The sequence below is a fragment of the Stenotrophomonas sp. YJH_SMC_69 genome, assembly GCF_059370495.1.
The window spans coordinates 137785-160877 of sequence record NZ_JCAFTS010000003.1 but is presented as its reverse complement, the minus strand read 5'-3'; the positions used below and the strand labels follow the sequence as shown (position 1 = coordinate 160877).

General features: G+C 66.5%; 19 protein-coding genes. 5 read left to right on the top strand and 14 right to left on the bottom strand.

Features of this window, described 5'->3' with window-relative positions; genetic code table 11:
* Positions 1-3: 3 nt before the first annotated feature.
* Positions 4-1614, bottom strand: coding sequence for a transglycosylase SLT domain-containing protein (locus AC5P8F_RS06270; protein ID WP_014647898.1), 1611 nt, complete (start codon positions 1612-1614; stop codon positions 4-6).
* Positions 1615-1736: 122 nt separating this feature from the next.
* Here AC5P8F_RS06270 and AC5P8F_RS06265 point away from each other — a divergent pair, with 122 nt between their 5' ends.
* Together AC5P8F_RS06265 and greB are read left to right on the top strand one after the other, a co-directional pair.
* Complete coding sequence (locus AC5P8F_RS06265) at positions 1737-3242, top strand: helicase HerA-like domain-containing protein (RefSeq protein ID WP_046431840.1); 1506 nt, start codon at positions 1737-1739, stop codon at positions 3240-3242.
* A gap of 127 nt (positions 3243-3369) precedes the next feature.
* Positions 3370-3876, top strand: a complete 507-nt coding sequence (greB, locus tag AC5P8F_RS06260) for a transcription elongation factor GreB (RefSeq protein WP_014647900.1) — start codon at positions 3370-3372, stop codon at positions 3874-3876.
* Positions 3877-3963: 87 nt separating this feature from the next.
* Here the strand turns inward: greB and AC5P8F_RS06255 are convergent, their stop codons facing one another.
* The 11 genes from AC5P8F_RS06255 to AC5P8F_RS06205 all read right to left on the bottom strand — a co-directional run bounded on the left by AC5P8F_RS06255 (position 3964) and on the right by AC5P8F_RS06205 (position 19643).
* Positions 3964-4788 (bottom strand): DUF3025 domain-containing protein, encoded by an 825-nt coding sequence (locus tag AC5P8F_RS06255; protein WP_495227749.1) that lies wholly within the window; start codon positions 4786-4788, stop codon positions 3964-3966.
* On the bottom strand, positions 4785-6146 hold the full coding sequence (gene rimO, locus AC5P8F_RS06250) for a 30S ribosomal protein S12 methylthiotransferase RimO (protein ID WP_142235326.1): 1362 nt from the start codon (positions 6144-6146) through the stop codon (positions 4785-4787). The genes AC5P8F_RS06255 and rimO overlap by 4 nt, the downstream gene beginning before the upstream one ends.
* A gap of 188 nt (positions 6147-6334) precedes the next feature.
* Positions 6335-6550: a hypothetical protein gene (locus AC5P8F_RS06245; RefSeq protein ID WP_041863666.1), complete on the bottom strand. Its 216-nt coding sequence runs from the start codon at positions 6548-6550 to the stop codon at positions 6335-6337.
* Between the two features lie 87 nt (positions 6551-6637).
* Positions 6638-14914 carry a host specificity factor TipJ family phage tail protein gene (locus AC5P8F_RS06240; protein WP_495227747.1) on the bottom strand — a complete coding sequence of 2759 codons (8277 nt, stop codon included), beginning with the start codon at positions 14912-14914 and terminating at the stop codon, positions 6638-6640.
* On the bottom strand, positions 14905-15300 hold the full coding sequence (locus AC5P8F_RS06235; RefSeq protein WP_014647904.1) for a hypothetical protein: 396 nt from the start codon (positions 15298-15300) through the stop codon (positions 14905-14907). The genes AC5P8F_RS06240 and AC5P8F_RS06235 overlap by 10 nt, the downstream gene beginning before the upstream one ends.
* On the bottom strand, positions 15300-15761 hold the full coding sequence (locus tag AC5P8F_RS06230; protein ID WP_014647905.1) for a DUF1833 family protein: 462 nt from the start codon (positions 15759-15761) through the stop codon (positions 15300-15302). Before AC5P8F_RS06230 ends, AC5P8F_RS06235 begins: the two co-directional genes overlap by 1 nt.
* Entirely contained in the window at positions 15758-16111 is a 354-nt protein-coding gene (locus tag AC5P8F_RS06225; RefSeq protein ID WP_014647906.1) for a hypothetical protein, read from the bottom strand. The genes AC5P8F_RS06230 and AC5P8F_RS06225 overlap by 4 nt, the downstream gene beginning before the upstream one ends.
* Complete coding sequence (locus AC5P8F_RS06220; RefSeq protein WP_069116152.1) at positions 16108-18423, bottom strand: phage tail tape measure protein; 2316 nt, start codon at positions 18421-18423, stop codon at positions 16108-16110. The genes AC5P8F_RS06225 and AC5P8F_RS06220 overlap by 4 nt, the downstream gene beginning before the upstream one ends.
* 94 nt (positions 18424-18517) lie before the next feature.
* Positions 18518-18760: a phage tail assembly protein T gene (locus AC5P8F_RS06215; protein ID WP_227864145.1), complete on the bottom strand. Its 243-nt coding sequence runs from the start codon at positions 18758-18760 to the stop codon at positions 18518-18520.
* 80 nt (positions 18761-18840) lie between these two features.
* A complete protein-coding gene (locus tag AC5P8F_RS06210) occupies positions 18841-19185 on the bottom strand; it encodes a hypothetical protein (RefSeq protein WP_014647908.1) in 345 nt (114 codons plus the stop codon).
* A complete protein-coding gene (locus tag AC5P8F_RS06205) occupies positions 19185-19643 on the bottom strand; it encodes a phage tail protein (RefSeq protein ID WP_346601446.1) in 459 nt (152 codons plus the stop codon). The genes AC5P8F_RS06210 and AC5P8F_RS06205 overlap by 1 nt, the downstream gene beginning before the upstream one ends.
* A 365-nt stretch (positions 19644-20008) precedes the next feature.
* Here AC5P8F_RS06205 and AC5P8F_RS06200 point away from each other — a divergent pair, with 365 nt between their 5' ends.
* From AC5P8F_RS06200 to AC5P8F_RS06190, 3 genes are read left to right on the top strand one after another with little or no spacing between them, the layout of a single operon-like run.
* Positions 20009-20680 (top strand): dienelactone hydrolase family protein, encoded by a 672-nt coding sequence (locus AC5P8F_RS06200; protein ID WP_032957503.1) that lies wholly within the window; start codon positions 20009-20011, stop codon positions 20678-20680.
* The gene (locus AC5P8F_RS06195; RefSeq protein ID WP_014647910.1) at positions 20677-21099 is read left to right on the top strand and encodes an HIT domain-containing protein; all 423 of its coding nucleotides are present in this window, start codon (positions 20677-20679) and stop codon (positions 21097-21099) included. Before AC5P8F_RS06200 ends, AC5P8F_RS06195 begins: the two co-directional genes overlap by 4 nt.
* A 15-nt stretch (positions 21100-21114) precedes the next feature.
* Positions 21115-21282 (top strand): LiaI-LiaF-like domain-containing protein, encoded by a 168-nt coding sequence (locus AC5P8F_RS06190; protein ID WP_005418011.1) that lies wholly within the window; start codon positions 21115-21117, stop codon positions 21280-21282.
* A 106-nt stretch (positions 21283-21388) separates the two neighbouring features.
* Here the strand turns inward: AC5P8F_RS06190 and dcd are convergent, their stop codons facing one another.
* Positions 21389-21961, bottom strand: coding sequence for a dCTP deaminase (dcd, locus tag AC5P8F_RS06185; RefSeq protein WP_014037995.1), 573 nt, complete (start codon positions 21959-21961; stop codon positions 21389-21391).
* A gap of 78 nt (positions 21962-22039) precedes the next feature.
* Positions 22040-22894, bottom strand: a complete 855-nt coding sequence (gene apbC / locus AC5P8F_RS06180) for an iron-sulfur cluster carrier protein ApbC (RefSeq protein WP_014647911.1) — start codon at positions 22892-22894, stop codon at positions 22040-22042.
* Positions 22895-23093: the final 199 nt, after the last annotated feature.

Here is a 23093-nt window from a genome sequence, read left to right as displayed (position 1 = left end):
GAATTACTTGTCGCAGCCCTGCAGCTTCAGCGTCTGGCCGTGACGCAGGCTGTAGGCCGGGGCCTTCAGGCCGTTGGCGCGGGCCAGGGTCGGCACGTCGCACTGGAACTTCGCCGCGATGGCGCCCAGGGTCTCGCCCTTGCCCACCTTGTGGCTGCGCACCGGCTTCGGGCGCGCGGCCGGCGCCGGGCGAGGCGTCGCCACCGCCGCCACCGGCGTGGTCGGCACACTGGTGGAGGCCGCAGCGTCGGCCACCGGCACCACGCCGCCCACGGCGACGCTGCCGGTGTAGCTGGCCGCGGTCGGGCGCTTGATCGCCGCGTTCAGATCGGCGGTGATCAGGGTGCGGGCCAGGTCGGCACGCGGGCCACTGACGCAGTTGCGCTGGTACAGCCCGGCGATGCGGGTGGTGGCGTTGATCAGGGTGCCGGCCGGAATCCAGCCATCGGCTTCATAGCGCGGGTTGAGGTTGCGCAGCGCGCGCATGTAGCCATCACGGGTGCCGTGGCTGCCCAGGCAGATGGTCAGTTCATAGATGGTGGTGGACTTGGCCAGGCGCAGCGTGGCCGGCTGCGCGCTGATCTTCGGGAACTCCACGCCATACTGCTGCGGGTGCAGGAAGATCCAGGCCGCGGCAATCACCATCGGCACATAGTCCTTGGTCTCGCCCGGGAACTGGTTGTAGACACTGTCGGTCCAGAAGCTCTGGCCGGCGCTCTGCTTGAACACGCGTGCGGCACGGCCTTCGCCACCGTTGTAGGCGGCCACCGACATTTCCACGTTGTTGTTCAGTTCGCGCAGGCGTTCGTTGAGGTAGCTGGCGCTGGCCTCGGCGGCGCTGCGCGCATCGAAGCGCGTGTCGAAGCCGGTGCCATCCGGGCCGAGGCCGAAGCGACGGCCAGTGGCCGGCATGAACTGCATCAGGCCGGCGGCGCCGGCACGCGAGGAAGCGTGCACGCGGCCGTTGGATTCCTTGGCCATGATGCCGAACAGCAGCGCCTCGGGCAGGCCACGCTTCTCCCACTCCGGCCACATCACCGCGCGCAGGTTCTGGTAGTTCTCGTAGCTGGTCAGCAGCGCAGGACGCATGTCGGTCAGCCAGCGACGGATGCCGGCCTGCACCGCCGGGTTGTACTCGACCATGCTGTCGAAGGCGTGCCGCTTGTCGTTCAGCAGCGCGGCAGCGCGCGCGGCCTCGGGCACATCCGCGGTCAGCGGGCCGATGTGATCCGGGTCGGCTTCCAGGCGGTCACCCCCCTCGTCGGCCACGTCATCGCTGGCAGCGGCATCGGCGTCGTGCTTGAGCAGGCGCTTGTAGCTGGCCAGCAGGGTGCCCATCTGGCAGCCCTTCTGCTTCACGCAGTCGTTGAGGACATCTTCCATGTCCTCCAGCGCGGCGTCGGCCTCGTTGCTGCCCTTGGGGTCGGCATTGGCGACCAGCAGCAGGGCGTCGCTGTAGCGCTTTTCGGCGACGGTCATGCGCTGCTGCAGCGCATCCACCTTCACCTTGTCCCGGGCCGAAACCCGCTGCGCATGGGCGTCGGGCGCCAGGGAAACCAGGCCGGCCAGGGCCAGCAGCGGCCAACCGCGGGAAATCAGGACAGGAACGGGCATTGATGGCACTGTGTGCGAAACAGGCAGGCAGAGTAGCGGCGCCGCCAAGGTCCGGGCAAGCCGACCTTCGGACCGTCACTGCCGGCGGTTAACATTGGGCTATTCATCACAAGGGCTGGACCATGGATCCGATTCTGCTCGGCAAAGGCATTACCGACGATATTGCCGTCACCCTGCTGCCGAAACTCGGCAACCGCCACGGCCTGGTGGCCGGAGCCACCGGTACCGGCAAGACCGTGACCCTGATGACGCTGGCCGAGGGCTTCTCGCGACTGGGCGTGCCGGTGTTCCTGGCCGATGTGAAGGGCGATGTCTCCGGCCTGGCCGTGCCCGGCAGCGGCGCCGAGAACCTGCTCCAGCGTGCCGCCGAGATCGGCGTGGCCGACTATGCGCCGGCCGCCAGCCCCACCCTCTTCTGGGACCTGTACGGCAAGCTGGGCCACCCGGTGCGCACCACCGTCAGCGAAATGGGCCCGACCCTGCTGGCGCGCATCCTCGAGTTGAACGACACCCAGTCCGGCGTGCTCGACATCGTGTTCAAGCTGGCCGACGACCGCGGCCTGCTGCTGCTGGACATGGACGACCTGCGCGCCCTGCTCGGCCTCGTCGCCGAGGAGCGCAAGGACATCTCCACCGAGTACGGCCTGGTCAGCGCGCAGTCGATCGCCGCGATCCAGCGTTCGGTGCTGCGCCTGGCGCAGGACGGTGGCGAGCACTTCTTCGGCGAACCTGCGCTGGAGCTGGCCGACATCATGCGCGTCAACCACGACGGCCGTGGCATGATCGGCATCCTCGCCGCCGACCAGCTGGTACTCAAGCCCAAGCTGTACTCCACCTTCCTGCTGTGGCTGCTGTCGGAGCTGTTCGAGCAGCTGCCGGAAGTGGGCGACCTGGACAAGCCGAAGCTGGTCTTCATCTTCGACGAGGCGCACCTGCTGTTCGACGATGCGCCGCCATCGCTGGTGCAGCGCATCGAGCAGGTGGTGCGCCTGATCCGCTCCAAGGGCGTGGGCGTGTATTTCTGCTCGCAGTTCCCCGACGACGTGCCAGGCAACATCCTCGGCCAGCTCGGCAACCGCGTGCAGCACGCACTGCGCGCGTTCACCCCGCGCGACCAGAAGGCGGTGAAGACCGCGGCCGAAACCTTCGTGCCGAACCCGAAGCTGGACGTGGCCAAGGTACTGAGCCAGCTCGGCACTGGTGAGGCCCTGGTCTCCACGCTGCAGGACAAGGGCATCCCGATGCCGGTGCAGCAGACCATGATCGCGCCGCCACGCTGCCGGATGGGGCCGATCACCGAAGCCGAGCGCGCCCAGGTGCGTGCCGGCAGCCCGGTCGGCAGTCGCTACGACACCGCGATCAACCGCGAATCGGCCGCCGAACTGCTGGCCCAGCGTGCACAGAAGACTGTCGAACAGGCGCAGGCGCCGGCCGCGCGCAGCCGCGAACAGGACGAAGCGCAGGAAGGCGGTTTCGGCCAGGCGATCAAGGATGCGATCTTCGGCACCAAGCGCCGCCAGGGCATGATCGAGACGATGGCCAAGCAGACCACGCGCACCGTCGGCACCAAGCTGGGCAACCAGATCGTGCGCGGCATCCTGGGTGGCATCTTCGGCGGAAAGCGTTGATCTGCCACGGCCGGGGTCAGAGCCCTTTCCGCTGGAAAGGGATCTGACCCCAGGGTCGGATCCCCCCCCGCCAGGGAGGGCTCCGACCCCGCTCCCCGTTCGTCATCCAGAAAAGAAGTCGTATTGCATGTCGCGTTGGCGCCCCCCCGCAGAAAAAAGCACGGCACTGATCACTGCCTCCGGGCATGCCCGGCTGAAGGCCGAACTGGATGAGCTGTGGCGCGTGCGCCGCCCGGAGGTGGTGAAGGCACTGGCCGCGGCCGCCGCGGAAGGTGACCGCTCCGAGAACGCTGAATACACCTATCGCAAGAAGCAGCTGGGCGAGATCGACCGTCGCGTGCGCTACCTGACCAAGCGGCTGGAATCACTGCGCGTGGTCGACACCACGCCGACCGACCCGCTGGCGGTGTTCTTCGGCGCATGGGTGGAACTGGAGAATGTGGACAGTGGCGAGACCAGCCGCTATCGCATTGTCGGGCCGGATGAGACCGATGCCGGGCTGGGCTGGATCAGCATCGATTCGCCGTTGGCGCGGGCGCTGCTGAAGAAGCGACTGGATGATGAATTCTCGGTGGAGCTGCCCGGCGGGCAATTCACCTTTGCGGTGATCGGGGTGGAGTACGCGCCGTTGTAGAGTCGAGTCATGCCCGACCTCGCTGCCGTTGTAGAGCCGAGCCCATGCTCGTCTGATGGGCAAACGCAGCCGAGCATGGGCTCGGCTCTACAACGGCGGCGGGTATGTGCGCCCTGCGCGCAACGGGCGGAAATACCCGGCATTGCGATAGAAGGCGGAATCCTGCACGCCGTGCCAGCCAGGAACACCGGCCAACGGCAGGGGCCGCAGCTGCAGCGGATCGGTCACTGCCCTGCCTTCGGCAATGGCCGCAGTCACCGCGTCAACGCAGGCAGCATCGGCATCACCCTGCACCACCACGCACTTGCCCACCAGCAATCGCCCCGGCAGCAGTGCCTGTTCCATCAACGCGTGCCCGAATACCGTGGCAATGGCGATGTCACCGCTCTGCCAGCGCGTTGGCTCGAACAACGCAGGCCAGTCATGCCCATCCCACGCGCGCAGCAACGTGACATCCCCCACACGCACGATCACGCCGGTTTCGTCGAACTGGGTCAAGGCGGCCTGCGCGCGGTTGCGCTGGCCGGGTGGCATGGCTTCGATATGCCGGCACTGCTGCACGTTGAGTGCCCGCTTGAGCTGCTGGTGGGAGGCCCACACCAGCGCGTTGAACAGGTCGTGCCAGTTGTCGGCACGGGTGGCGATGCGCCCCTGCGCGATGCGGGCCTCGTAGTGCAGGCCATCGGCCAGCAACGCGGCATCCTGTTCGACCAGCTGCCAACCCGGCAGGGACAGGCGTGCGTCAAGCGCCGCTATGGACGGCCAGTGGGGGCCATCCAGCAGATCACGGAAATCCTGCAGCCCGGCAAACAGCGGCTGCGCGAACACCTGCGGATCGATCGCCGCACGTGGCGGCGGTACGAAGCGCCGGACGCCGCCCCCGTCATTGGCGGCGGTCGTCGCTGCGGTCACAGCATCTTGAGGTCGAATGCCGGGCGGGGAGCGGCGGGCAGCGCGTCACCGTACAGGTCGTGCTCGTCGCTCTCGGTGATTTCCACGTCGACGAATTCGCCCACGCGCAGCGGCACCTGGTCGGCGTTCTGGATGTGCACCAGTCCGTCGATCTCCGGCGCATCGGCCCTGGAACGGGCCACGGCGATATCGCCTTCGATGGCGTCGACCAGGCACTGCTGCACGGTGCCGATCTTGGCCTCCAGGCGTGCGGCGGAGATCTGCGCCTGCTTCTCCATGAAGCGGGCCAGACGCTCCTGCTTCACTTCCTCCGGCACAGCATCGGGCAGATCGTTGGCGGTGGCCCCCTCGACCGGCGAATAGGCGAACGCGCCCACGCGATCCAGCTGCGCTTCGTCGAGGAACGACAGCAGTTCTTCGAACTCGGACTCGGTCTCGCCCGGGAAGCCGACGATGAAGGTCGAACGCACGGTGATGTCCGGCGCGATACGGCGCCAGTTCTGCACGCGCTCCAAGGTCTTCTCGACCGCACCGGGGCGCTTCATCAGGCGCAGGATGCGCGGACTCGCATGCTGGAACGGGATGTCCAGGTACGGCAGGATGCGGTTCTCGGCCATCAGCGGCACCACTTCGTCCACGTGCGGATACGGGTAGACGTAGTGCATGCGCACCCACGCATCCAGCTCGGACAGGCCTTCGCACAGCGCCTTCAGGCGGGTCTGGTAGGCCTTGTCGCGCCACATCTTCTCGGCGTACTTCACGTCCACGCCGTAGGCAGAGGTGTCCTGCGAAACCACCAGCAGCTCACGCACGCCACCACGCACCAGGCGCTCGGCTTCGCGCAGCACCTCATCCACCGGGCGCGAGACCAGCTTGCCGCGCATCGACGGAATGATGCAGAAGCTGCACTTGTGGTTGCAGCCTTCGGAAATCTTCAGGTAGGCGTAATGGCGCGGGGTCAGCTTGATGCCGTAGTCGGGCACCAGATCCACGAACGGATCGTGCTTGGGCGGCAGTGCTTCATGCACCGCTTCCATCACGCTCTGGTAATCCTGCGGGCCGGACACCGCCAGCACGTTGGGGTACGCCTCGCGGATCTGCTCAGGGCGCTTGCCCAGGCAGCCGGTGACGATGACCTTGCCGTTCTGGTTCATCGCCTCGCCAATGGCATCCAGCGACTCGGTCACCGCCGAATCGATGAAGCCACAGGTGTTGACCACCACCACGTCGGCCGAATCGTAGGACGGGACGATGTCGTAGCCTTCCGAGCGGAGCTGGGTGAGGATGCGCTCGGAATCGACGAGGGCCTTCGGGCAGCCAAGGCTGACGAAGCCGACTTTGGGGTTCAGCTGGGACATGGAATCGCGGGACTCTGGGGGCCTGGGCCCCTGCCGGCATGGCAGGGGTTCCTGGGGGCCGGGGCCTGAAAGGGCGCCAGTATACCGGGCTTCGGGCCAGCGCCCTGAATCGCCGCTGCCGCCTGCGGCGCCTGGCCCGTGAAGGGTCAGTACCCGGTCATATCCAGCACCACTGCAACCGCCCGGTCTCAGCCAGCGGCTGCTTCAATGGGCAGCGCTTCTTCCACCTCGATCGCCTCGAACCGGTACAGTGCCCCGAACTTCAAGGCATACGCATCCAGCGGCGATACCGGGATCACCATCTGCGGAAGAAGGTTCTCGCCCTCCGGCCGGAAATGCAGATTGACCACCCCCGACTGCTCCACTGCGCGGGTCAGCAGGACAAGACGTGCGTTGAACTTCATGTTGGATCTCCAAAAAAAGGGCCGCATCCACCGGCGGCCCGAACGGTTTTCATGCAGGGCACCCACCGCGACGGGCAGGTGCACGGGTCACCACACGCCCATGCGCACGCGCAGGCGTCCGGCTTCGTCATAGACCCGCCAGTTGCCATCGCTGTACTCGGTACGACGCCCGCCACCGGGGGCACTGACACTGAACGCGTCGGCCACCACATCGAAACGCGAGACCTGGCCGCTGGACGCCAGTTGCACGCCCCCTACCCGGCCATCTGCACGGACGTTGACCGACCACTGCGCGGAAGACTCGGTGCCTCCGGCCGACCAGGTGGGCGGGGCGGTTGCTGCCGCGTCCACCTGGCTGAGCATCGGGCGGAACATCCAGAAATAGGGCGTGTTTCCACCGGTGCCGATCACGATCACGCGAAAGCGAGCGAAGGTCGCCGTGGCGGGCGCCTTGGTGATCAGGAACGTGCGCGTCAAGCGGTCGAGCGTGATCGGGGTTCCGGTATCGCTCCTCACGCCCGGGCTGTGCACCAGCCCCAGGTGATTGCCGGCCGCATCGAAGAACGTCATCTCTAGCTTGGCTTCCACGCGATGGGTATTGATCCAGGCGGACGCGCAATAGGTCTTGCCGCCTTCGATGGCGATGTCGTACTCGGTTCCCCACCATGCCATTTCGCCTGCTGCGACGACGCCGGGCGTCACCGCGCCCAGCCCGAAGATCCCCTGCGGATGCCAGTTGTCATCGCCGGTGGGGTTGCCCAGTTCGGTCCACCGCCCGTTCGGATTACTGCCCCAGCCCCACCCCGAGCGCTGCCAGAAGGGGAACGTGGTGTTCATCAGCAGGTTGCCACCGGCGCCCAGATTCTTGACCTGCGCCTGCATGCTGGTGACCACGGCTGCATCCGCCTTGCCACCCAGTGAGGCCTGCACGCCATCGATCCGCCCGGACAGCGCAGTCAGTTGCGTACCCTGCTGGCTGACCTGGCTGTTCAGCTGCGAGAAGCCGCTGGCCGATACATCGCCCACCTGGGTCTTGAGCTGGGTCAGGTCACGCGCGGTGGTGTCCAGCTTGGTGCCCTGCTGGCTTACCGAGGTGCTCAGCCCAGTGATGGCCGAGGCATTGGCATCGTTGGCCACCTGGTCGGTGATGTCATAGACCTGGACGCTGTCCACCCGCACCTGACCGTTGTCGGGATGAACATAGAGGTTCAAGCGCCAGGCATCGATGCCGCTGTTGAAGGCATCGAAGTCGAACGATCGGGTCTCGAACGCCTCCACCGCGAACACGGCACGCAGATCCTGGTAGGACTGCTGGCCTGCCGCATTCTTGCGATACATCCGCACCAGCAGATTGTTGGCGCCGCCAGCACCGCAGGCGCGGACGATCACCCGCAGGCGGCGCGCGCCGTTGATCGGCACCCATTTGCCACCGTTGGCCTGCAGGGTCGGATTCACGTTCGTGTAGCGGTTGAGCAGCACACCTGGGCGTCCGTCGCCGTTGACCGTACTCCACACCGCCCCATTGGCCGCCGCCGATGCCGTCCACCCCCCCAGCCCTTCGGCGAAGTCGGGATTGGGCAGCAGGCCGCTTCCGGTGTTGAGCACGCCCTTCAGCCCGCTGGACAGGCCGGTGAGCTGCTGCGCCTGCGCGTCGACCTTCGTGCCCTGCTGATCGACTTTGGTGGTCAGCGCGGTCACCGCGGTGGCCGTGGCAGCGGCGCTCTGCTGCGCGGCGTAGGCGTCGGTGACATCGATCATGCGGATGTCGTCCACCTGCACGCGCACGCCCACTTCGCGCGCACCACTTCCTCCCGGAATGCTGACCAGCATCCGCCACTTCGCCGCAGACGCGGCGGTGTTCAGGTAACCGCTGACCTTGGTCCAGCCATCCTTGCGCAGCGAGGCCAGTGCGTAAGCCTGCAAGGGCCACGAATTCTCCGCGTTGGCTTCGTTGGTGGTCTGCCAGCCCACCCGGATGGAACCAGCGGTCGGCTGGATACTGTCCGGATGCAGGCGGGCGTAGTACTCCACATAGATGCGGCGATTGCCGGTGATGGGGGTCCACTGCCCGAGGTACAGGTCCGCATTGGTGTTCGGGCTGGTGTTGGCCGCAACGTTCACGTCCAGACCGCGCTCACCGGTCCGGCGAGCATCGGCGCGGGCGGTGTAGATCGTGCCCGCCGCACTGCCCAGCAGTTGGCCATCCTGGAACGTTTCGAACGCACCCAGCGGGAACAGGCTGTCGCTGCCATTGAGGACCGACTGCACGTCCGACTGCAGCTTGAGCACACTGGACGCACTGCTGGTGACACGATCGCCCAGCTGCACCACGTCGCTGCGCAGGTTGGCGATGGCCGTCGCGTTGCCGGCGATGTCCTGCGCATCGGTGATGTCGTAGAACTCGATCCGGTCGAACAGCACCTTGCCGCCGGCATTGGTCAGATGCACCTGCGGCATGATCTCGTTGCGATCCTGCGCGGCAGACCATTCGGCCGTGTAGGTTTTCCAGGACGCATCGGACAGGTTCAGCGTCACGTCGGCATGGCTTTCACTCACCCCGCTGGTCCGCACGCGCAGCCGGCAGACCAAGGTCGCCGTCGCATCGTCGAAGGCGCGGGCGACCATCACCAGGCGGTACCGCCGCGACCTGCCGGCAACAACGGGCAGCCACCGCGCGTCATTGGCCGTGATGGCCGGATTCTGCCCGGCCTGCGGCCCATGCGTCATCAGCAACGCATCACCACTCTGGCCCGATGCCTTCACCCACTCCACGGTGTTGGCCGACACGGTACGGGTCAGCGTCCACCAGGCGGCACTGCCAGCAAAGTTACTGTTGCGCAGCACGTTGTCGCTGCTGGTCACCGAGGTGTCGACCCGCGCGGCCAGGCTGGTCAGGCTGTCGGCGGCGGACACCAGGTCGGTACCGAGCTTGCTGACGTCGGTGCGCAGCCCGGTCAAGGCGTCCGCATTGCTCCGCGCCGTACGATCGAGCATCGACGAATCCTGCGATCCGGTCGGCACGCCATTGAGCACGGTGACGGTCATTTCCACCCACATGCCAGTACGGCCGGTCTCCGGCAAGGGCGACAGGATCTGCCTGCCACCGCCGGCACCACTCCTGCGCCGCCCGATCATCACCAGCATCCGCGACCCCGACAGGGCCGCCAGGTTTTCCTGTGACAGGCCCGCGTCCAGCAGGCGGGTGCGCAGGCCACTGGTGTCGCTGTTGCTGGCACTACTGATCGCCCCCACTGCATCGGACGTATAGGCAATGAAGTACTGGTTGTCCTTCAGCGTCTGGTCGTACCAGGTGTTGAAGCGGGCCGACTCGCTCTGCAGATTGCCATGGGTATCGAACACCGCCGTATCGGTGATGCTGTTGTCCGCATTGATGATGCCCACCCGCAGCCCCCGGTTGGCGCCCATGCCCGGCACGATGCTGCCATTGGCACGGTACACACCCGATGCACGGGGGCCACCGGTGGGCCAGGCGAGGATATGTGCGTTGGCGATGATGTTGTAGGCCACCATGTTGCCGATGCCCGAGGCCAGCCGGGTGACGTCCTCGGCGGCACTGCTCAGCTTGCCATCGATCTGTTCCACCCTGGTCGACAGGCCACTGACCGCCGCAGCGTTCGCGTCGACATCGGTCACATCCTCCACCCACAGATCGTCCAGCCACAACGTGCCGGCCGTGCCATTGCGGTTGATCGTGACCTTGATGCCCTGCACCGTGCCGGTAGGCGACAACGTCACGAAGGTCTCGGTCTTGACCCAGTCCGCCGATTTCGGGAACGACTGCGTGGCGCCGCCCATCAGGTTGCCGTTGTGGTCGGCGACGCGCAGCTTGGTATTGTCGGCGGTGCCGTCGAAGTCCTCGCTGGTCCGCGTCCAGCACGACACTCGATAGCGACGGCCGGCGGTCAGGGTGATGACGCGCCCCTCATTGACCGCGGCGCTGACCACCGTATTGCTTCCGCCCGCATAGGGCTCCGCCTTCCAGCACAGGCTGTTGCCGCGGCCCTCGCGCACCACCGATGCTGCGGTGGTGTTGAAGAACGTCCAGCCGGTGCCAGCGCCCAGGTTGAAGTCGCCATTGAGCGCGAGGTTGCTGCCCGCGCCCATCACCGCTTCCATGCGACTCTTCAGCTGCACCAGGTCCTGGCTGCTGCTGGTAACCCGGCCATCGAGCTGCCCGACTTCGGTCTTCAACGCATTGAAGGCGCTGGATCCGATCTTGTCCCCCATCGTGGCATCGAGGCTGTCCACGCGCCGCCCCAGCGCGGTGTCAGCGGTCACCATCGCCTGCTGCAGGCTGCTGACACTGGCACTGGTGGCCAGCGCGCCGGTGCCTGCCGGCATCCGTGCCTGGAGTGCCTGGATCGACTGCGCGTTGACCTGGTCGCCACTCAGCCGTGCGGTCTTCTCGGCCGCGATCAGGCCCTGGCTGACCCCTGCCAGGTCACCGCCCTCGTAGCTGCCGCGCAACTGCACGGCCAGCGACTCGCGCCGGCCCGCTTCGCTGCTGTCTGCTGCGACGCGTGCAGTGGCTTCGTCCTGCAACATGGCCACCGACGCACCCGGCGTCGGGCGGCCGATCGCCACCCAGTCCAGCAGGAAGTAGTCGGCATCGGTCTGCGCCTTGGACAGATCCAGGCGGATCTGGTCGACGATGGTCCCGTTCCATGGAATGTTGTCCACGTCCAGCGTCGCGATGCCGTTGCTGTCATAGCTTGGCTCCGCGAACTGCACCATGCGTGCGTTGTCCCACGACTGGCCGGGACCATTCCACAGCAGGCGCCCGTCCCAGGCAGGACTGCCCACCTTGCGGATGCGCAGCTTGACGAAGCGGTGCGCCGCGCCCTGGACATCCTGGCCGCGCGGGCTCGTCACGAAGGCGTCGCTGGCATGGTTGGCCGGGCGCAGCCAGCCCTCCACCAGCGTTGGACTGCCGCCATTCGCGCCCCAACCTTCCACGCTGCTGTCGAAGTACCAGATGCGCTTGCTGTCGAACTGCACGCCACTGCCTGCCGACAGCTGGCTCACCATGCGGGTCAGGTTCTCCACATCTGACCGGCGCTCGCTGGTTTCGCGGGTCACCGCCGTGGTCAGCTCGGTGCGGGTATTCAGATCGCCGGCAGCACGGTCCAGCACTTCGCGCGCCAGGCCATCGGTGTTCGCCTTGAGCGCCTGCGCCTGCTGGTCCAGCCGTTCGGCCTGGCCGGCAAGTCGTTGGGCGCTGGCGGTGATCTGGTCCTGCAGGCGCAGCGATTCGCTACGCAGCGCCTCGGCTGCACGGGTGGCGGCGGCCAGGTCGCTGTCGATGCGGGCGTTGATTTCCTTGCCCAGGTCCTGCTTGACAGATTCGACCACACCGCCGATTCCCTCCAGCGTCTGCCCGGTATTGCGCCCCAGCGAGCGTCGCAGGTAGCGGGCACCGACGGACAGCACGCCAGCGGTGTTGCGACTGCGGCACGCAAACGTCCAGCTGCCCGCCTCTGGCAATACGGCTTCGATTGCGGAGGTGAAGAAGCCACCGGCATCGCCCAGCGGGGTCATGTGCTCCCACAGCGGGTTGTCGATACTGCCGGCGGTATAGCGGATTTCCACGCCGGCGAAATCAGCCGACCGCACGGTGTCGCCGGAGAAGCCCCACACATACCGGCGCACGCCACCGCTGAGCTCTTCGATGTCGAACAGATCGACCAGGACCGGCGGCGCATCGGCACCCAGCGTGGTGTACTGGGTGGACACGGCAACGCCGGCACGGCCATCGGGGCTGTACGGACGAACGACCACCGGATAGGTACCCGCTCCGGGAATCGCCCAGCTCGCTGATCGCGTGGTGGTGCGTGCCACTTCCTCCAGCGCGGCATTGCCGTCTGGATCGGACAGGACCCGCGTTTCGCCGGTGGGTCCACTGATATCGAAGCTGGCCTGCAGTTCGGTATGCACGCTGCCACCCCGGCTGACCTGGCGCTCGACCACCTTCAGATTGCTGGCCACCGGCCGGGTCTGCAGCGAGGATTCATTCGACGGCGGCACATACTGCCCGGTCCGCACGTAGTGCCAGAACTCGGGCCCCTCCTGCACCACCTCCACAGCGGCGCCCTTCAGGTCACCTTCCGGGCGGATGCCGGTCACGCGCACGCGGGTACCCGGCGTCTGCTTGAAGTCGTAGATCCAGATCGTGTCGTGTGCAGGATTGCCGTCGTTGTGGCCCGGCAGCGGTGCATCTGCCGGCCACGGATCGGCCAGCACCAGCCTGTCACTTGGCTCAGCGCCCGGAACCACGCGCAGTACGCGGTAGACACGCTCGCCTGGAATACGCAGGCCGATGAACGCACTGCCCAGCGAAGGTGCCGGGACCGTCTCGTCCAGTTGCAGCGTGGCAACGCCTGCAGCGTCGACGGCGGCATCGATCAGGCGGCCACCGAAGCCCCACTGGGTAAGGTCGTGCTGCAACGCCAGCACCGACAACCGCGAGTAGGCCAGGTGCTCGATGTCGGTGCTGTAGCTGATCGACTTGTATTGATAGACGCTCTGCGCCAGATGCCAACGCGCCAGCATCGCGGCATGGGCTTCGGAGCTGACGCCCTCACCGGTGATCTTGGCTGGATTGAGCATCACCTCCACGCCCGGCGCCGGCACGCGCAGCGTCGCCGCCTTCCAGGTGCGGCGGTCCAGGTAGCTGTACTCGATGCCGTCGGCAGCGTTGGCCAGGGTGTAATCGACCTGGAACTGGCCCTTCTTGATCGTGGCCATGTTGACCACGCCGGACAGGGGCTGCTCATCGGCCGCCCAGGCCACGCCCAGCCGGCCCTTGGCCCAGGTCACCTGGCCGAAGCCGGCCAGCGCGATGGCGTCGAGCACTGCCTGGTGGCTGCGCACCTCGGTCAGCCAGTAGTCGTAGCCCAGCGCGTTGTCCGCGCAGTGCAGCATGAAGGCTTTCAGGCTTTCGATATCGATGCGCCGGTCGGCCATGCCCAGGCCGGCGATGCGCTTGCCGTTCTCATCATGGATGCCACGCGCGTAGGCCAGGATCTGTGCGCCCGGGTTGCTGGTTTCCTCGGTCACCCAGCCGGCCGCTTCACCCTTCCACACCGGAATCGGTCGCGCATGAGCCACGCAGCGGATCTCATCCGGGGTGCCATTGAGCTGGCCGGACGCCTTCATCTGCAGGCCGATGGCAGGAATGCCGGCATGGCTGGCGTCGTCGCGCTGCACGCTGACCAGCGTGGTCCAGGTGAAATTCGCCTGCGCGCCACTGCCATCGGTGTTCTGCCCGGCCACGCGTACGCGCACGTCGTACTGGCCCAGCTCCACGTCGCGGCCGTAGCTGACGCGGCGCGCCTTCTGCGTGCGTCCCACGACGCTGTAATTGCCGAACGACTGCCAGGCATCGGAGCCGACCGGCCGGTACTGGATCTGGATCTGCTCGCGGTTGTCCTTGTCCTTGCCCTTGGACGTGGTATCCCACAGCCGGAACTCGATGTTCACCTGCAGGCGCAGAGAGTCAGCGGAGCTGGTGCGCTCCACCCACGGGCTGGCCACGTGCTTGGCATCGCTGCCGGTATCGAGCAGCTGCGCGCCTTCAATCACATCCGCGTTGCTGTACAGCGGAATCGCTTCGTCGGGCATCTGCGGGAAGCCGCGGAACCAGGTGCGCACGCCTTCGTAGCTGGACAGCGCTGAATCACCGTTCTGCAGGGCCTCCACCCGGCCAACGTTGATGCCCGGGCTGAGGGTCAGGCCGACGTACTGCTCATCGCCCTCGAACCAGGTATAGGGGCGGCTGATCAGGTCCGGAGCGAGGCGCGTGGAACCGAACAGCAGGCCCAGCGGTTCATAGGCGCGCACACGGTTGCGCGGCGCTGCCAGGGAATACGCCGTGTCGGCGACACCGCCGCCACCGGGCTTGGGCGGCTTCGGCGTGAGAACCTTGTTGATCAGCACGCTGCCGGCCACGTAGACCGCGGATGCGGCCAGCGTGCCGTACGTGCCTGCGATGGCGCCTGCGCCCCACGCGGAACCGGCCACCAGCGTGCCGATGCCGAAGGTGAAATAGGTCAGCGCGATCATCGCCACCAGCGGAATCACCGCCTTGCCCACCACGCTGCGCACTTCGATCAACTGGCCATGGCGCGGTCGCGTGTGCATCCACTGCTCGCGCGGCACCTCCAGCCCGTCAACGCAGACCTGCCATGCGCGGCCATCGAGCCCGTCTACATGGCGCATGAGGAATGCGTACAGGCTTTCACCCGGGCGCAGTTCGACCGGCACGTTGCGCTGGCCATCCAGCAGCACCGGGTGCGGGGTGATGATGAGGCGGCCGTCGACCGCCGGTTGTGGTGTCAGTTCCATGCGTAGTATCCCTCGATCCTCAGCCCAAATCCGGGCAGGTCACGAACGCGGTGCAGCACGCTGCAGCCGTTCGTTTCGTTGCTGTGCAAGACCCAGCCCTCATGAGCCAGGAAAAAGAAAACCCCGGCGTGGCCGGGGTTGTGTTGTCCGCGTTCGATCATCAGTACCAGGTCGCCGTCCTGTGGAGGCCCCTCGCGAGGTACCGCCTGCGCGCGCGACAATGCGCCCAGCTCGGCCGAGCCGCGCCGCCCGCGCGGCCGGCGTCCGGGCAGTGCCACTTCACGGGCGAACAGCGCCCGCTGCACCTGCATCACCAGGTCGGCGCAGTCGCACGCTGCTTCGTCATAGGGGATGCCCACCCATCGCTCGACGTCGACCAGGCGCATCAGAAGATTCCCGGCAGCGTGAACGGATTGGCATGCAGCAGCACGGCCTGCTGGCGCATCAGGAAGTCGACACCACACTGGGCACTGACCGTGCGCGTGTTGACCGACACCTGGGTCATCGGCAGGTCGTACTCGGCCTCGATGGCATCCGGATCGGCGCGATCGGTCAGCATCAACCGTGCGGTCACCATCTCTCCGGGGGCAAGCCCTTCCAGGTCCTCGGTGAGTGCGCGGCCGATGTTGTCGATCACCAGCTGCGCGCGCGGTGCCTGTCCACTGACATCGTCGGGAAGCTGGAAGCCGAACGGTGCGGCAATGAACTCCTTGCCGTTGCTGGTCCAGTTGACGTTGTCGTTGACGATCCGCAACACCTCCGGCATCGACGGCGCCGACACTTCCAACAGCATCAGCGGTCCCTGGGTGTCGGCCAGGCGCTGGCGGCGCTCATGGAAGGAACTCATCGCATGTACTCCAGTACAAGATCGCGCTTGGAGAAGCGGAACCGGGTGTTCAGTGGCACCAGGCGGCCGATGCCCTGCGGGAAGCGGGCGCTGATCGGCTGCCCGGTCCGCGGGTGCTCCATCGTGAACCAGCCGACGCGACCGACATCGTGCAGGTACCACGCTTCGAATGCCTCGGCGTCAGCCGCGGTGCGGAACTGCACCGAGGCGTACACGTTCTTCATCACCCGGCTGTTGAGCGCGCGCATCTTGCTGGGGCCGCGCTCCATCTCGGTCCGCTCTTCCGAAGCGACGATCTCCTCGCCGTAATCCGCAAAGCGGATTTCTGCATATTCTGGCCAACTGCTCATCCCACTGCCTCCGTCCATCCGTATCGGGCCCGTCCAATGGCGCCCAGCTCACCACCGTTGAGGCTGTCGCCCACGATGTCGATCACCAGCCGCCGTACTTCGCTGCCATCGGGCATGCGCTGCCGCTCTTCCCGGGTGTTGACCCGGCTTTCGCCGTAGTTGTTGATTTCCACATTCATCCCACCCTCGCCGGCACGGGCGATCGGTACCTGCACATAACCCCCGCTATCACCACCGGACAGGCCATTGCCGGTTCGCAGCGAAGTGCGCAGGGCGAAGAATGCCGATGGGCCGCCGAGCGCAGCCATGTCTTCCTGGCTGAGCACGCCCTCGCCCTTGTGGACGATGCCGGCCGGCTCGTACTTGCCCCCTGGGCCCGTGTACCCGCCGATGGAAAAGCCGGTGATCTTCGGCCCGAACATCTGCCCGATCGAACTGATCAGCCCACTGACCATCTGTTTGGCTGCCACGCGCGCCAGATCGGCGATGATCGAGTCGGCGAGGTCGGAGAAGGACAGCTTTCCGGTCTGGGCAAACTTGACCAGACTGTCTTCCAACCCGCCCAATGCATTACTGAAGACGCCGTGGCTCAACTCGGCGGCATTGGCCGCGGCATCGGCATAGTCCTCGAACGCCCGCATTGCGCCGTTCTTCCAATCGGACTGGTATGCCTTCTTGTTCTCCTGGAACTCTGCCTCGCGTTGCAGTGACTGTTCATGGAATGCATCGAGCTCGGCCAGCCGGGCTCTGTAGCGCTCCGACTCGATGACCTTGCCGTCCTCACCACGCGACTCGTCGTCCAGCGCGCGCTTTCGATTGTCCCGATCCTCATCCAGAGCGGAACGGCGTTGCATGCGATCCACGCTCGCTGCGCCATGGCCGATGCCGAACAGCGCCTGGTCGTTGCCGCGCTGCTGTGCATGCGCCGCCTGCTGGAGCTCCCGCTGCAGCTTCAGCAGATCCTGCTGGGCCTTCTTCGACGCTTCAGCGGCTGCCGCTTCCTTGGCCAGGGCCACCGCGGCGTCCAGCGAGGCCTTCACCCGCAGTTGCTTCTGCTCGCTGAGCTTCTTCTCGGCATGCTCCATCTCGTCAAGGAGGGTGACCTGCAGCTTTTCCGCCTCTGTCATCCCCTCCTTCAGCTTCTGCCGCACCCGGTCCTGGGCGATCTGCTTCTCGATGCGATCCATCAGCCCGGCGTACGCATCAGCCTGCTCGTGCACGCCCCTGACCGACTGCTGGGCGGCCTGCTGCTGTTCGCGGAACTGGGCCTTGCGTTCGATGTCGGCCTTCTTGCGCGCGGCATCCCTGTTGAACTCTGCGCGCTGGGCCGGGTCCATCTTGTCCGGGCCGCCCCTTGCGTTGATCTCCGCGCCGCGTTCAGCCATCCAGGCCGCGTACTCGCCACGGGTCAGCCGGATCCACTCGACCTCGTCCCGCCACGCCTCTCCGCGCATGGCGCCCAGCATGCCGTTGAAGGCATCGGTCGCCTTCAATGCGTTCCATTGCGTCGCACCCAGAGACGCGATGAGCTGGTCAAGCGTCTGGTTGTCCACGTTCTGGATGGCCGCGGCAATCGCATTGAACAGCTTCTCGTCGAGGGCGCCCCTGATCGTTTCTTTCAGGCCCCGGAACTTCTCCTGGACCGGCGCGACCTCCGCCTGGAACGCTTCCAGGTTCGCCCTGGCCTTCTCCAGCTCGGCGTAGTCCGAGGCTGCACTCAGGCCCGCCCCTTCCCGTCCCGATCGCTGGCCATGACTCACTCGGCCTTCCCAATGGACGACCGAGCCCTGCAGCGCCTTCTCGCGTGCCTCCAGCTCTCGCAGCGCCCTGGCCTGCTCATGCAGCGTGGCGACCGCCTGCTCCAGGGGCAGCGTGCCCGCGCCCATGCCCAGGCCGGCCTGGTCCATCGAGAACGACATCTGCTGCAGCGACTGCATCTGCTCCTTGTACTCGCTGCGCGCACGTTCGGACGCCTTGACCATGTCCAGGTACGCTTCGCCCAGCTTCTGCACCGACGCGATGGCGATGCCCCATGGGCCACCGGCGGCCGTCAGCAGGCCGCTACCAAGCTCCTTCAAGCCACTGCCGAGCACATCGCCGCCGACGTTGGCCTTTGCCTTTGTCGCGGCCTTGCCCGTTGCGCCCTCCGGTGCCGCATGCACGCGCGCCAGCGCGGCGGCCGTCCGCTCGGCCTCCGCGCGCAGTGTCTTGAGATTCTGCGTTGCCAGGCGGCTGGCCTCCGCCATTGCGGTACGGAAGCCCGTCGTGTTGACCCGCAGTACTACGTCTAGATTCTGGTTAGTGGACGCCATACGCGTTCCTCCAAGAATGATGAGGGGCCCCGCAGGGCCCCAGGTTCGATTGCATGCCACGCATCGGAGAAGCAATGCCCTGCCCCGCCCGGAATCACGCCGCAGCGTTGCGCCGCGATGCGCTGCCGAACAGTTCCAGCAGCTGCTGCGAGCGCTCCTTTGCCGCCCTCTCCGGCGACGCACGCGGTCGCACCAGCAGGAAGTCGTCGGCAGTGGTCGTATTGCCGTGCACCTGCGCCAGCACACTGGTCAGCTGGGCGAGCATCCCCTGCAGGGGCTGGTCCAACGGCTCCAGGCGTGCGAACGCATACATCTCCGAGAGCTGGCGGGAGGTCACTCCCGCCAGCAGGTGGTCCGGATGCGGGAGGCCCAGCCTCCACGCGATCCGGAACTGAAGCCGGCGCTCAGGCCGGCGGATCAGTTTTTTTCCAGCTCTCCCACGGCCGCATCGCCGAGCGCATTGAGCGTCTGCGCGACACGGAACACGCGATCCAGCGCCGCGGCCGATTTCGTGCCCAGCTGGGCCACCTCGTGGTCGGAGAACAGGCGCTCGCCCATTTCATCGACCAGGCACAGGCCGACGAATCGCGCGCGGAAGTCATCCACCTTGGGCGTGTCACCGCCATAGGTCTCCTGCTCCCAGCGATCACGGTCACGCGCCGACATCATCGCCACGCGCACGCTGCCGCCCCATTCGGGTACGGCGACGTCCTCGTGCCGGCGATCCTGCGCGTCCAGGATCTGCTGCTTGCCCAGCAGCATCACGGGGTGCCGCCAGCGGTCACGGTTACCAGCGCGAACTCACGCGGCAGCAGGTCCGCAGTGAACGTCAGCACCTGGTTGGTGCCCGGGGCCACGTTGAAGGCGGCGACCTTGGCGACGAAGGTAGCGGCATCGCCGGTGGGCAGCACCATCAGGAAGTGCAGGTCGGCATCCGGATCGGCGTCGCGCAGGATCTCCTGGCCTGCCGAGCTGCCGACCGGCCAGCGGTGGCCGGACACCTGCACGGCCTGGCCGCCGGACAGACCCGCGATGTTCTCCATCTGCTTGGAACGCAGGTTGGTGGCATCAAGGGTGTTGGCCTGGCCGCGGCCGAACGGGAAGGCGGTCAGGCCGTCGATTTCGGTATAGCCGGCCGGATTGTTCGGCGCGGTCGGGGCGGTACCGGCCTTCACGTACAGCGCGGAGTCCTGGGCGGAAATGGCTTGATTGATGGACATGGTGTTGAATCTCCTGGAAATGAAAAAGCCGCCTTGCGGCGGCTGGGGTTCGGGGTGATCAGGCTCGGGGCTGCCTGCAGTGGGTCATCGTGGCTGGCCCGTCACAGCCACCGGTTGCGCGTTGCGACCCGCAACACGCGGACAACAAAAAAGCCCCCGGCTCGCGCCGGAGGCTTGTATGTCATCGTGGCTGAAAGCTTAGGCTGCGGGTGTGCACCGGTCAATGCAGAAACAGCCCTCTGCACCGCCTTGGGAACGCACTGCCGCAAACCCGCAGCCGCCCGATCCGGCACAGCCGCTGACGCCGCGCTAACCGGCGCAGCGCCGACAATGCAGCTCTGTTCCCAGCAACGAGGAAGATGACGATGGCCGAGTGGATCACCCTGGATACGCATCACGGCCCGGTACGGGCCTGGCAGGCCCTGCCGGACGGCACCGCGCGCGGCGGACTGGTGGTGGTGCAGGAAATCTTCGGCGCCAATCCGCACATCCGCAGCGTGGCCGAGCGCTTCGCAGCCGAAGGCTATGCGGTGCTGGCGCCCTCGTTCTTCGACCTGGTCGACGGCCCCGACGCCGACCCGGATGCGCTGCCCTACGACGCCGAGGGCGTGAAGCAGGGCCTGGAACGGGTCGGCGCGCTGGGCATGGAACGGGCGCTGGAGGTCGTGCGCGCGGCGGCCACCCGACTGGCGCCCTACGGCAAGGTCGGCACCGTCGGCTACTGCTGGGGCGGCACGGTGGCGATGCTGTCCGCACTGCGCCTGGGGTTGCCGTCGGTCAGCTACTACGGTGCGCGCAACGTGCAGTTCCTCGACGAGGCGCCCAAGGCCCCGGTGATCTTCCACTTCGGCGCCCAGGACCGCAGCATCCCGCCGGAAGCGGTCCAGGCCCACCGCGAGAAGCTGCCGCAGATGGCCACCTACGTCTATCCGGCCGATCACGCCTTCAACCGGGAGGTCGGACATGCGTATGATCCAGACAGCGCCGCCCTGGCGCTGCAACGCACCCTGGACTTCTTCTCGGAGCATCTTGGATGAGCGAATTCGAACTCGATTCACGCCTGGCCACCGATAGCGTGCTGGTGGCGGAAGGACCGTTGTCGCAAGTGCGGCTGATGAACGACGAACGATTCCCCTGGCTGGTGCTGGTACCGCGCCTGGCCGGGGTGACCGAGTGGATCGAGCTGGACGGCGAGCAGCAGGACAAGCTGCGCACCGAGCTCAACCGCGCCTGCAAGGCCCTGAAGGGTGCCGACGGGGTGGAGAAGATCAACATCGGGGCGCTGGGCAACATCGTGCGCCAGCTGCACTTCCATGTCATCGGCCGCCATGACGGTGATCCGGCCTGGCCGGGCCCGGTCTGGGGCAGTGGCCCGGCGCACCGCTACGAGCCGGCGGCGCTGGACCAGCATGTCGCCTACTGGAAGGAACGGCTAGGATATCCGGCCCAGTCCTGAGCCTTCGCCGACCCGATGCGATTCAACCTCGTTGCCGCCGTCCTGCTGATCCTGATCGGCCTGTTCATGCTCGCCAGCAATCTCGGCTGGACGCACCTGAACCTGTCCAAGCTGCTGTTGACCTGGTGGCCGGTGGCCCTGGTTGGTGTCGGCATCGCGATGCTGTTCGGTCGCGGCAAATAAGGAAGGCGGCGCATTGCGCCGCCTTCCCTCATGTAGAGCCGAGCCATGCTCGGCTTCAATGCAGGGCAGCCGAGCATGGCTCGGCTCTACAAATCGCCTGCAATCGTCAGGTCCGCGGCAGGGTCACGCCGGTCTGGCCCTGGTACTTGCCGCCACGGTCGCGGTAGGACGTCTCGCAGACGTCGTCGGCGGCCGCCTGGAAGAACAGCATCTGTGCCACGCCTTCGTTGGCGTAGATGCGCGCCGGCAGCGGCGTGGTGTTGCTGAATTCCAAGGTGACGTGGCCTTCCCATTCCGGCTCCAGCGGCGTCACGTTGACGATGATGCCGCAGCGCGCGTAGGTGCTCTTGCCCAGGCACACCACCAGGGTATCGCGCGGGATGCGGAAGTACTCGACGGTACGCGCCAGCGCGAAGCTGTTCGGCGGGATGATGCATTCGTCGGCGGTGATGTCGACGAAGCTGCCCGAGTCGAAGTGCTTGGGATCGACGATCGTCGAGTTGATGTTGGTGAACACCTTGAACTCGCGCGAGCAGCGCACGTCGTAGCCATAGCTGGACGTGCCATAGCTGACGATGCGCTGGCCGTTGGCCTGCTTCACCTGCCCGGCCTCGAACGGCTCGATCATGCCGTGCTGCTCGGACATGCGGCGGATCCAACGGTCACTCTTGATGCTCATGCTTTGTCCTGGGGGTACGAGGGGGCGCGAGGATTCTAGCAGGGGCCCGGCCTCGGCCGGCGGCCCCTGCCCCGGCCCTTACAGCAGCGACGACAGGATCGGGATCGAAGCCCGCGGGCGCCTGCCCACTTCCTCGATCAGGCGCTGTGCGGCATGGCGGTAGGCCTGGGCCGGCGCCGAATCCGGCTGGGCGACGGTGATCGGGGTGCCTGCATCGCCCTGTTCACGGATGCCGATCTGCAGGGGCAGAGAGCCCAGCAGCGGCACGCCGTACTGCGCGGCCATGCGCTCGCCGCCGCCCTCGCCGAACAGGTGCTCGATGTGCCCGCAACTGCTGCAGGTGTGCACCGCCATGTTCTCGACGATGCCCAGCACCGGCACCTCGACCTTCTCGAACATCTTCAGCGCTTTCTTCGCGTCCAGCGTGGCGATGTCCTGCGGCGTGGTGACGATCACCGCACCGGCCAGCGGAATCTTCTGGGTCAGGGTCAGCTGGATGTCACCGGTGCCCGGCGGCAGGTCGATCAGCAGGAAATCCAGGTCGTCCCACAGGGTGTCGTTGAACAGCTGGGTCATCGCCGAGGTGGCCATCGGGCCCCGCCAGATCATCGGCGTGTCCTCTTCGATCAGGTAGCCGATCGACATGGTGTCCACGCCAAAGGCACGCAACGGCTCGATGCTCTTGTTGTCCGGGCTTTCCGGGCGACCGGACAGGCCCAGCATGGCCGGCACGCTCGGCCCGTAGATGTCCGCATCGAGCACGCCCACGCGCGCACCGAGCTGCTGCAGCGCCACGGCCAGGTTCACCGAGGTGGTGGACTTGCCGACGCCGCCCTTGCCCGAACCGACCGCGATCACGTTGCGGATGCGGGCATGCGGCGTAAGTCCCTTCTGGACCTGGCTGACATGGGGACGGCGGGGAGAACTGTTCACAACGGGCACCGGCGGGGTCAGGGGGATAACCCGACATCATACAAGCTGGATGCAAGCTGACTGAAATTCAGGAATGCGACAGATTCGTGCACAGATTGTTAAGTTCATGTTACGTTCGATGAGCACTGTTTTGAGCTGCGGAGCCGGATATTCCAGCCCGCGCGATGGCGCATGCGCAGTGCCGTTTTTGTTTTTGCTC

Excerpts from the sequence above, each read along its gene's own strand:
- AC5P8F_RS06270 (WP_014647898.1), bottom strand. The coding sequence starts at position 1,614 with ATGCCCGTTCCTGTCCTGATTTCCCGCGGTTGGCCGCTGCTGGCCCTG.
- AC5P8F_RS06265 (WP_046431840.1), top strand. The coding sequence starts at position 1,737 with ATGGATCCGATTCTGCTCGGCAAAGGCATTACCGACGATATTGCCGTC.
- greB (WP_014647900.1), top strand. The coding sequence starts at position 3,370 with ATGTCGCGTTGGCGCCCCCCCGCAGAAAAAAGCACGGCACTGATCACT.
- rimO (WP_142235326.1), bottom strand. The coding sequence starts at position 6,146 with ATGTCCCAGCTGAACCCCAAAGTCGGCTTCGTCAGCCTTGGCTGCCCG.
- AC5P8F_RS06245 (WP_041863666.1), bottom strand. The coding sequence starts at position 6,550 with ATGAAGTTCAACGCACGTCTTGTCCTGCTGACCCGCGCAGTGGAGCAG.
- AC5P8F_RS06240 (WP_495227747.1), bottom strand. The coding sequence starts at position 14,914 with ATGGAACTGACACCACAACCGGCGGTCGACGGCCGCCTCATCATCACC.
- AC5P8F_RS06235 (WP_014647904.1), bottom strand. The coding sequence starts at position 15,300 with ATGCGCCTGGTCGACGTCGAGCGATGGGTGGGCATCCCCTATGACGAA.
- AC5P8F_RS06230 (WP_014647905.1), bottom strand. The coding sequence starts at position 15,761 with ATGAGTTCCTTCCATGAGCGCCGCCAGCGCCTGGCCGACACCCAGGGA.
- AC5P8F_RS06225 (WP_014647906.1), bottom strand. The coding sequence starts at position 16,111 with ATGAGCAGTTGGCCAGAATATGCAGAAATCCGCTTTGCGGATTACGGC.
- AC5P8F_RS06220 (WP_069116152.1), bottom strand. The coding sequence starts at position 18,423 with ATGGCGTCCACTAACCAGAATCTAGACGTAGTACTGCGGGTCAACACG.
- AC5P8F_RS06210 (WP_014647908.1), bottom strand. The coding sequence starts at position 19,185 with ATGCTGCTGGGCAAGCAGCAGATCCTGGACGCGCAGGATCGCCGGCAC.
- AC5P8F_RS06205 (WP_346601446.1), bottom strand. The coding sequence starts at position 19,643 with ATGTCCATCAATCAAGCCATTTCCGCCCAGGACTCCGCGCTGTACGTG.
- AC5P8F_RS06200 (WP_032957503.1), top strand. The coding sequence starts at position 20,009 with ATGGCCGAGTGGATCACCCTGGATACGCATCACGGCCCGGTACGGGCC.
- AC5P8F_RS06195 (WP_014647910.1), top strand. The coding sequence starts at position 20,677 with ATGAGCGAATTCGAACTCGATTCACGCCTGGCCACCGATAGCGTGCTG.
- AC5P8F_RS06190 (WP_005418011.1), top strand. The coding sequence starts at position 21,115 with ATGCGATTCAACCTCGTTGCCGCCGTCCTGCTGATCCTGATCGGCCTG.
- dcd (WP_014037995.1), bottom strand. The coding sequence starts at position 21,961 with ATGAGCATCAAGAGTGACCGTTGGATCCGCCGCATGTCCGAGCAGCAC.